The organism is Paenibacillus sp. N119s, from assembly GCF_059447605.1.
The window spans coordinates 1-9260 of record NZ_JCAJRU010000203.1 but is presented as its reverse complement, the minus strand read 5'-3'; the positions used below and the strand labels follow the sequence as shown (position 1 = coordinate 9260).

The 9260-nt window shown below is 46.8% G+C and carries 8 protein-coding genes and 1 riboswitch; all 8 genes read right to left on the bottom strand.

The genetic code is table 11. The features are described from left to right. Positions 1 to 99: 99 nt before the first annotated feature. The gene (gene ribB, locus AC5V8P_RS19750) at positions 100 to 783 is read right to left on the bottom strand and encodes a 3,4-dihydroxy-2-butanone-4-phosphate synthase (RefSeq protein ID WP_081276772.1); all 684 of its coding nucleotides are present in this window, start codon (positions 781 to 783) and stop codon (positions 100 to 102) included. Positions 784 to 856: 73 nt separating this feature from the next. Further along, positions 857 to 1522, bottom strand: a complete 666-nt coding sequence (gene ribE / locus AC5V8P_RS19745) for a riboflavin synthase (protein WP_063213524.1) — start codon at positions 1520 to 1522, stop codon at positions 857 to 859. Between the two features lie 327 nt (positions 1523 to 1849). Beyond that, a riboswitch (FMN riboswitch) is annotated at positions 1850 to 2022 on the bottom strand. Positions 2023 to 2089: 67 nt separating this feature from the next. After that, a complete protein-coding gene (locus AC5V8P_RS19740; RefSeq protein WP_063213525.1) occupies positions 2090 to 2557 on the bottom strand; it encodes an IDEAL domain-containing protein in 468 nt (155 codons plus the stop codon). 221 nt (positions 2558 to 2778) lie between these two features. Continuing rightward, entirely contained in the window at positions 2779 to 5067 is a 2289-nt protein-coding gene (locus AC5V8P_RS19735; protein ID WP_064796378.1) for a thiamine pyrophosphate-dependent enzyme, read from the bottom strand. Further along, positions 5067 to 6080 (bottom strand): 2-oxoacid:acceptor oxidoreductase family protein, encoded by a 1014-nt coding sequence (locus tag AC5V8P_RS19730; RefSeq protein WP_064796377.1) that lies wholly within the window; start codon positions 6078 to 6080, stop codon positions 5067 to 5069. Before AC5V8P_RS19730 ends, AC5V8P_RS19735 begins: the two co-directional genes overlap by 1 nt. 252 nt (positions 6081 to 6332) lie before the next feature. After that, positions 6333 to 6767, bottom strand: coding sequence for a peptidylprolyl isomerase (locus AC5V8P_RS19725; protein WP_007430881.1), 435 nt, complete (start codon positions 6765 to 6767; stop codon positions 6333 to 6335). A gap of 161 nt (positions 6768 to 6928) precedes the next feature. Beyond that, positions 6929 to 8296, bottom strand: coding sequence for a diaminopimelate decarboxylase (gene lysA, locus AC5V8P_RS19720; protein WP_064796376.1), 1368 nt, complete (start codon positions 8294 to 8296; stop codon positions 6929 to 6931). A gap of 110 nt (positions 8297 to 8406) precedes the next feature. After that, positions 8407 to 9260, bottom strand: an 854-nt coding sequence (locus tag AC5V8P_RS19715; protein WP_495473795.1) for a spore germination protein, incomplete at its 5' end; no start/stop codon positions are given.

Genomic DNA, 9260 nt, shown 5'->3' with positions numbered 1-9260 from the left:
GAATCTGCCCACTACAATACCATACTTCAAACCACTCGATACGAGATTACCTTCCAGAAAACGTGCCATGTTGATCAACCTCTCTTTTTTATGAATTATTTACAATGACAAACGACGACGATAGTCGATTAAATGCTGAATGCTGATCAGCTTCAATTGATGTCGCTTGGCGATCACAGCCAAATCAGGCAAGCGGGCCATCGAGCCATCTTCCTTTATGATTTCGCAAATGACCCCGGCAGGCTTAAAGCCACTGAGCCGAGCCAAATCGACAGCCGCTTCAGTATGACCAGCACGCTGCAAGACTCCACCATCTCGAGCGATGAGCGGAAACATGTGACCAGGTTTGCGAAAATCGTTTCCCGTGATTGCTTCGTCGGCCAAGGCCCGAACAGTCAAAGAACGCTCGGCCGCTGAAATCCCGGTTGTTGTCTTCATATGATCTACCGATACCGTAAAGGCAGTACCGTGAAAATCTGTATTTTGCTCTACCATAGGATGCAATTCCAATGCCTCAGCTCTGTGCTGTGTGATCGGCACACAGACCAACCCGCGACCTTCTGTAATCATGAAATTGATGACCTCGGGCGATGCTTTTTCAGCCAAAGCGATAAAGTCGCCTTCATTTTCCCGCTGTTCATCATCCACTACAATAACGACTTTGCCGTTTTTTAAATCCTCCAAAGCTTCTTCGATGGAATCCAATCGAATCTCTTCGTCATGGTGCAACTCGCCCTGCTCTAAGATGTTTGCCGTTGCACTTGTTTGGATGCCTCTATCCATATTCCGTTCCTCCTTTTATCTTGCGCTATGAATGCTCCTGATATAAATTCCCTAACAGGTATATTAGGCTGTATCAGGCAAAGCCGTGTTTCGCCAAATAGTCCAAACTAAGCGGAGCCTGATCTGCTCTCTCCATCGGTGCTGAACCTCTGTAATTTAAAAGCTGCTCCACATATTTGCCCAATATGTCACATTCAATATTCACGGTATCTCCCTCATGTTTGGCTTGTAAGGCCGTTTCGGCTAAAGTGTGGGGGATAATGGATACGGCAAAGCTATTCCTCGTACGCTGCGCGACTGTGAGGCTGATACCATCAATTGTAATTGACCCTTTGAGGAGTACATATTTAAATAGCGCTTGATCAGAAGGCTCAACTTCGAACACAACCGCATTCTGGTCTGATGTTACGCTGCGAATCGTCCCCGTTCCGTCCACATGTCCCTGTACGATATGTCCTCCGAACCTTCCATTTGCCGCCATCGCCCGCTCCAGGTTGACTCGGCTGCCGGATCTGAGTTCTCTGAGATTACTGCTGCGGAAAGTCTCCGGCATCACATCAACTTTAAAATCTTTAGTCCCAATCTGTATTGCTGTCAGGCAGACACCATTCACTGAGACACTGTCGCCTATTTTCAAGTCGCCCAATACCACAGAACCCGAAATCCCCAGCACCATCGCTTCACCGCTTTTAGAGATACTTTGAATGCGCCCCACTTCCTCGACCAAACCGGTAAACATGCTTTCACTCCTTTCACTATATTTCAGTTTATCCCTAATTCACCCGCTATAAGCGCAAATAACCCCCAGTCAGGATTCAATCCGTCATGGGGGTGATGAGAGTCACATATGTAGTATACAAGCGCAAATAATTACGTCTAAAATGACATGAAATCATAGGATTGCCAAAAGAAAGCATGGTTAATGATACAGCTAATAACGCTCAGAACGTCTATCAAAAAGAAAGCTTAAATAGCTGTCATTCGATGCTGTCCTATAACGAAATAAGCTCTACCTGCATTTACGTATGCTAAAAATTGGCACATGTCAAGTCAGCCACATGCGCTTCGTATCCTTCTCCCATCCAGACTATACTGTCGGTCCCGGAATTGCACCAGGTCCACCTTCTGCTGATTGTTCAGCATCCGGGTCACGGACTAAGACATGGTAATTTCGCAAAAGCGATTTACATACATGTCATCACCGCCGGTGGGGAATTTCGCCCCGCCCCGAAGGATTTGCTCTTATTTAATTGAATTAACACTAAACTTGTTAAGTATATTAGCACCGACTTCTAAAAAAAGCAAGTTACCTAACGGAGGCTCCCGCAATGGTTTTGACATATTGACTGGAGAGTTCTTCAAACCAGGTTTTATCATTCATATGAAGCGCCAAATCAATCAGGTCAGCCAGTTCGTCAACGCCAAGCTGTGTAGCATGGTCAAAGGTAATAACGGCTGAGGCAACAGGCTCTCGCCCTCCCTCAGAACATGCTTCATATTCCAGTCGTACATCTACATGTCCATCAATAAACTCACATTTTAGAAAATAAATAATTTCACACATTAAAATAGGGCGCACCTGTGTTTCTAACACGCAATCCATCACCTTGGCAGAATAATGCTGATTCGTCAGTGTGAATTTGTGTTCTGTCGCCGCTAGCGATGTCCGTCCAAAATCATCCGTAAACTTAAGTTCCACTGGCGTGATGTTCATGACCTTGGGGATTTGCTTCTTTATAATTTCAATTATTTCAACTGTATTCAGCTTAATCATTACCTGCACCTCATTGCATCTTAAAATTCAAAAGAAAACTTTATAACGTGCCTCCTATAGGCCTCCACTCCTATATCGGAAATCATTACCTGTTTTTTTATGCTTCAACCCATAAACGCAAAAAAAGATTCCTGGCGCAGCAAGCGCAAGGAATCTTTATCAGACCGGTGCCGAAACAGCGGCTAACAATGTTACACATTTATTATGCAAAAAAACTAAAATTATAGCTCCGAAATTTCATGTTTCTTTTTCAGAATGGTCCAGCGACGCTCAATCTCCTGCTCAAAAGCAGCCAGCGTTGCTTCCTCTTTGAGAAGATGCTTCGTTTTACCCATTAATTTTAGCCATTCTGCAGCTGGAATCCGTTTTCCCTTGTCTTCCGGATTGTACGTAATCGTCGTGCTTCCCTGCTCGATTTCGTACAAAGGAAAGAAGCAAGACTCAACTGCGGCGCCTACGATGCTAGTACCCAGTCTGTCTTCGGATTTCCAGTTGAGCGGGCAAGCGCACAGAATTTTACCATAAGCCGTACCAACGTTGTTGGCATACCATTGAGCCTTGGCCGCTTTGCGAAGCATATCCTGCGGATGGCTTTCGGCTGCTGTAAAAGCATACGGGATGTTACAGGCGGCCATGATTTGTACAGTATCCTTATGATGCCCTTGCTTCCCTTTTTGCATTTTCCCTACACCCGACGTACTGGTCATATGCCCCATTGGAGTGGAGTACGATTGCTGCGAACCTGTATTCATGTACCCCTCGTTGTCATATTCCAGCATAATTAGTTTATGGTTACGCAGAGCCGCACCAATTGCAGACCCCATACCGATATCCATCCCGCCGTCACCACTAATCATGATAAAGGTTGGATCATCGGATATCTCAATTTCATTACGTCGCTTCATCTCCATGTAAGCTTCCAGCGCTCCTGAAATTGTAGCGGCCCCGTTTTGAAAAAGATTGTGGATCATCGGTTGTTTGTGTGATGTATATGGATACCCTGTCGTAACCACATATACGCAGCCGGTCTGGAACAGTACGACAATATCGCCTTCAATCCCTTTAAAAAACAGTTCCAGCGCAGACAATGCCCCACAACCAGGGCAAGCTCCGTGACCCGGTGTAAGACGGCGAGGTTTGGTTGTCAACGAACGCAAAGGGGGTACCTTGACCTTGAGCTTCCCAGTCGCCTCGTCCGGCGTAACCTGAATCAGACCCGTACGGTATGCATTGCCACGTGGTGGCTGCATGACTTGCGGCATCACCTTGTCTGGAGAGCCTGGATTAACTCCGTAATAATCAAAAGGCTTCTCCGCGCGTCCAGCCTCTGCCGCCTGAATCGCAAGCTGGAAGAAGGCCTCTGCATCTTCCGCATAAAAGTCCTTACCACCCAAGCCAAAGATACGGCTTAACACGATGGTTTGGTTCAACGGGTCCTCCTGCAACGCCGCCTTGATTTCGTGCGTCAAATTACCGCCATCTGATCCGTATGAATCTGCACGTTCACCCACCAGCAGCGCCTTGACATGACGCAATGCCTCCCGCAATTGTGCAGCAGGGAATGGACGGATGATATTCGGACGAATCACGCCCGCTTTAATGCCGCGCGTGCGGAGTTGATCCGCCACATCCTTGGCCGATTCGGCCGCCGAGTTCAGCAGGAAGACCGCAACCTCAGCATCCTCCATATGATACAGGTCCAAAATCGGATATTCCCGCCCGGATAAAGCGGCATATTCTGCTGCTACCTGCTCATATACTCCTTCTGAAAGCTTCAACGCTTTGGATAGTTGAGCGTGATTATTCGTCAGGTCATCGCCGTTCATATGCGCACCCACAGTGACAGGACGATCAAAATCCGTAATATTCGGATAATTCAGGTTCGGGTTGGGGCCTACAAAATCGCGTACGGTCTCTGCATCGGCAAAATATTGCACTTTGCGTTTTTGATGGGACGTATAAAACCCGTCATACGCGACCATTACTGGCAATCGTACATCGCTATGCTCTGCGATTTTTAGGGCCATGATGTTCATATCATACACAGCCTGTGGCGTACTCGCTGTCAATATAACCCAGCCTGTATTCAAACCATAATACAGGTCCGAATGATCCCCTCGAATATCCAGGGGACCACTGACTGCACGTGTCACCAAATTCATAACCATAGGAAAACGGGTACCTGACTGGACAGGCAACTGCTCCAGCATGTACAGGAAACCTTGTGAACTGGTGGCATTGACAACCCGTGCTCCGGCCGCCGCAGCTCCATAACAAATCCCTGCCGATCCGTGTTCTCCATCTGCTGCGACTAGCTTAATATTATGCTGACCGCGCGTTTTCATTTGATCCAGATACTGTGCTACCTCAGTCGACGGCGTAATCGGGAAATATCCCATCATATGATAGTTGATCTGCGCAGCCGCTGTAGCTGCCATTTCATTACCGGATTCGAATGTTGTCACTTGTGCGGCGCCCGTCTGTTTGAGTTCTTCCTCCAGCTTTGCCATTACGCACGCCCTCCTTCATATACTGGAAATTGGTGGGCAATGCGATTCTGCTCCGCCCAGCCCCATTGCTCGCGACGCGAGCTTAATGCCCCCGACGGGCAAATATCTACACACTTCAGACACCCTTTGCAATACTGGTAATCAATCCCTTGCAAAAACGGCATCATTCTTCCGCGTTTGTCTGCTTGCTCTTCCCATACAAAGCAGTAATCCGGGCAAATCGAATCACACTTGGCACAATGAGTACATTTATCAGCTTCATACTCAGGTACATAACCCTGGCGTGAACCACTAACATCTTTCGTCATGCTGTTGCCCTGAGTGGCAATAACGCCCCCTAGCAATTGAGTGTCGTACCCTAGCAAAGGCTGCGGACGTTCGAAAACCCGATCCTGCGCGTCAGCAGTAACCGGATATACATGTAGTTGCATTTCTTCAAAACCACGATTAAATGTGCGCAGATTAGGTTCCACTAATTGTGGATTTTTCTTTTCAAAAGTACTGCGAATAACCGATCTCATTGCTTCCGGGTCCAGGAAGTCACAGACACGGAACAAGGCACCAAGCATGGACGTATTTAGTTTGGTCCGCTCTTCCAGTGCAATGCCCATCGCATCCACCACTGCTAATGTACCGGATTCCAGTCCCAAATCAGCCCGTATTTCTTCTGCCGGACGTGTGGAATTTACCACTACAATCCCATCTGCTGGCAGGCCGCTGATTACATTTACCGTTTTGTATAACGTTTCATGGAAAATGCCTACCACATGCGGTTGCTCGATCGGACTGTGATCGCGAATATCCACCTCCGGCTCACAGAAGCGAACAAAGCTTTTAACCGGAGATCCCTTCTTTTCCGAACCGTAGGATGAGAAATTTGAAGCATTCAGTCCCAGACCAAGTACCCCGGTTTCGGCCAACATTTTGCCAGCCAGATTTGCGCCGAGTCCACCAATGGATTCCAGCCGGATTTCAAAAAATCCGAGTCGATTTGTGCGCGTTAAAATAGACAATGTGATAAGCCCCCTTCTTTTCCAACTCTTACTGAGCTTGAACACTCATATAAAATAAATGGAAATATGCACTCTTGTGAAAAGGCTATCACAACACTTACTTTTCGAATGTGATCTTACGCACTGTAATACGTACGTGATTGTGAAAATTAGCAAACCGTCAAACAAAAGACAACAAAAGCCGCCCTGTCCAAAGACAGAGCGGCTTACGAGCAACGCTATTCAAAATAGGGAAGGCATGTGACGGTAAAATTACGCGTCAAATACTTTAACCTCTTTCATTTTGTCGCCTTGTTTTACAGCATCAATGAATTCCATACCTTTGGTTACTTTACCAAATACAGTATGTACTCCATCCAAATGCGGCTGTGGAGCGTAGCAAATAAAGAATTGGCTGCCACCGGTATTGCGACCTGCATGAGCCATGGACAGAACACCTTTGGCATGCTTGGTTGTGTTCGTAGCTGTTTCACAGTCAATTGTGTAGCCAGGACCGCCTGTACCGTTACCGATCGGACAACCCCCTTGAGCAACAAAGCCTGGGATGACGCGGTGGAAGCTCAAACCGTTGTAGAAACCACTGTTTGCCAGCTTTTCAAAGTTAGCAACGGTGTTTGGAGCTTCTTCTGGGAAAAAGTCAATTTCGACGATGCCGCCGTTTTCAAGATCTATTCTACCTTTTTTCATTGTTTGTATCTCCTTTTCAACCTGTTTTGAGAACTAAATAACATCAAGTTCCAGTTTACTATGAATTGGCGCGCTTAGCAAAGCCTTGTCCAAAAAAAAGGCCATTGTCCCGGTCTCTGATTACCGACGCAATGGCCTGCTTGATTTTAGAATTCCAAAATTCAGGACGAAACCGTAATTTTGGCGTTGGGCTGAGCCACTGAACTAGCTTGATCACGAACCAAGCGCTGTGGAATAACGTCATTGCGAACGATATCCTCGTACGTTTCCCGACGCACTACCAGTTCGGCCTCCCCGTTGTTGACAAATACAACTGCTGGGCGACGTATCCGGTTATAATTGCTCGCCATGGAGTAATTATAAGCTCCGGTTGAGGCAACAGCGAGCAAATCCCCGCTATTCGGACGAGGCAGCTCCACATCCCAAATAAGCATATCGCCGCTTTCACAGCATTTGCCTGCAATGGATACCGTCTCTTCGTTCGCATCTTGTGCGCGATTAGCCAGCATCGCTTCATACTTGGCCTGATACAGTGCAGGACGTGGATTATCTGTCATTCCGCCGTCTACGGAAACATATTTACGAACCTGCGGAATATCCTTGATACTTCCTACTGTATACAAGGTCGTACCTGAATCCCCTACAATACTACGCCCCGGCTCAATCCAAATTTCTGGAAGCTCATCATAAAGTCCTGAAAAATGAGTTTTCACTGCTGCGCTGATCGCCTTTACATAGGTGGATAGATTCAGCGGTGTGTCCTCCTCTGTGTAGCGGATGCCAAATCCTCCACCGAGATTAATCACCTTGAAGGAATACTGTAGCTGTTCTTTAATCTCCCTGGAAAAAGCTGCGACCCGCTCCGCAGCCATTTGGAAGCCATTAACTTCGAAGATTTGCGAACCGATATGAGAATGTACTCCCAGCAAATTAAGATGGTCCAGCTTGATCGCCTGTTCGACCGCTTGACGTGCTGTACCGTTTGCAATGTCAAAGCCAAATTTTGAATCTTCTTGACCTGTAGCCATATATTCATGCGTATGCGCTTCAACCCCTGGCGTAACCCGCAGTAAAATATTCACCTGCTGTCCTTTTTCAGAGGCAAGGGCCTGCAACAAATGCAATTCCATCTCGCTATCAACAACAAAGCAGCCAATCTGCGCCTCTAATGCCATTTCAATTTCTTCCGGCGTCTTGTTATTACCGTGAAAATGGATTCGCTCAGCCGGGAATCCTGCTTGCAGTGCTGTGAACAACTCTCCGCTGGAAACGACATCGAGCGACATTCCTTCTTCAGCAGCTAAAGCGCACATCGCCATCACACAAAATGCCTTGCTTGCATAAGCCACTTGAAATTTCAAACCGGTCTCACGAAATGCTTCCATGAATTCCCTGCAACGCCGACGGACTAACTGTTCGTCTACAATATATAGCGGCGTGCCAAAACGCTCTTTCAAAAGCGTGGTATCACATCCGCCAATCTCCAAATGTCCATTGCTGTTAATTTTACTGCTTCCATGCAAATACATGTTCTGGCGCCTCTCTTTCTGGAACAAGCTAGTCATATTCCATCGAATGTTTACACCAGTATAGCAAAAAAAACATCAAGAACAATGGATTTTTATGCAGATCATTTACATTAATGCTCCTGTCCATTGCCTGAGTTCGAATCTGTATTGGTATCCGAATGGGGCATACGCGTATTGTCCCTTGTTTTATTAAATGACGGGCGGTTAGGCGCATTAAGTACAGGCATACGGAACAAGATGGAAGCTAACGCCTTGGCATTAAAGGGGATAAACGGCCATAAATAGGAAGAATTATATGACCGATGCAGCGTCAGCATCAAAATGATCAGTGTCGTACCCACGACAAAGCCCGGTACGTGAAAAATAGCAACAACAACCAGCAGGAAAAGTCGAATCAGTCTATTCGCAAGTCCTAGCTCATAGCTCGGTGTTGCGAACATTCCTATGGCAGCAACTGCCATGTATAGCACAACTTCATTTACGAAAAGCCCCGTCTTAACCGCGATATCACCCACCAGAATGGCTGCGATCAAACCCATAGCAGAGGCCAGTGGCGTCGGAGTATGCACGGCTGCCATCCGCATAAGATCGACCCCTAGTTCCACAATGATAAATTGGGCAATCAGCGGAAGATGTGCTTGCTTTTGAGGACCGATAAAATCGAGAAACGCCGGTTTTAATTCGGGATTGATAACCATGAGCAACCACATCGGAAGCAAGAACATTGAGGCAAATATGCCTATAAAACGTACCCAGCGCAAATAGCTTCCCATAAATGCGGTTTGCCGATTCTCTTCTGCATGCTGACACAGGTCAAAAAAAGTGGTAGGCAAAATCATGACACTGGGTGAGGTATCAACGAAAATAACGAGCCTTCCTTCCATAATATGCGAAGCCACAACATCTGGTCGCTCCGAATATCGCACCAATGGATATGGATTCCATCCTTTATTGATAATCGTCT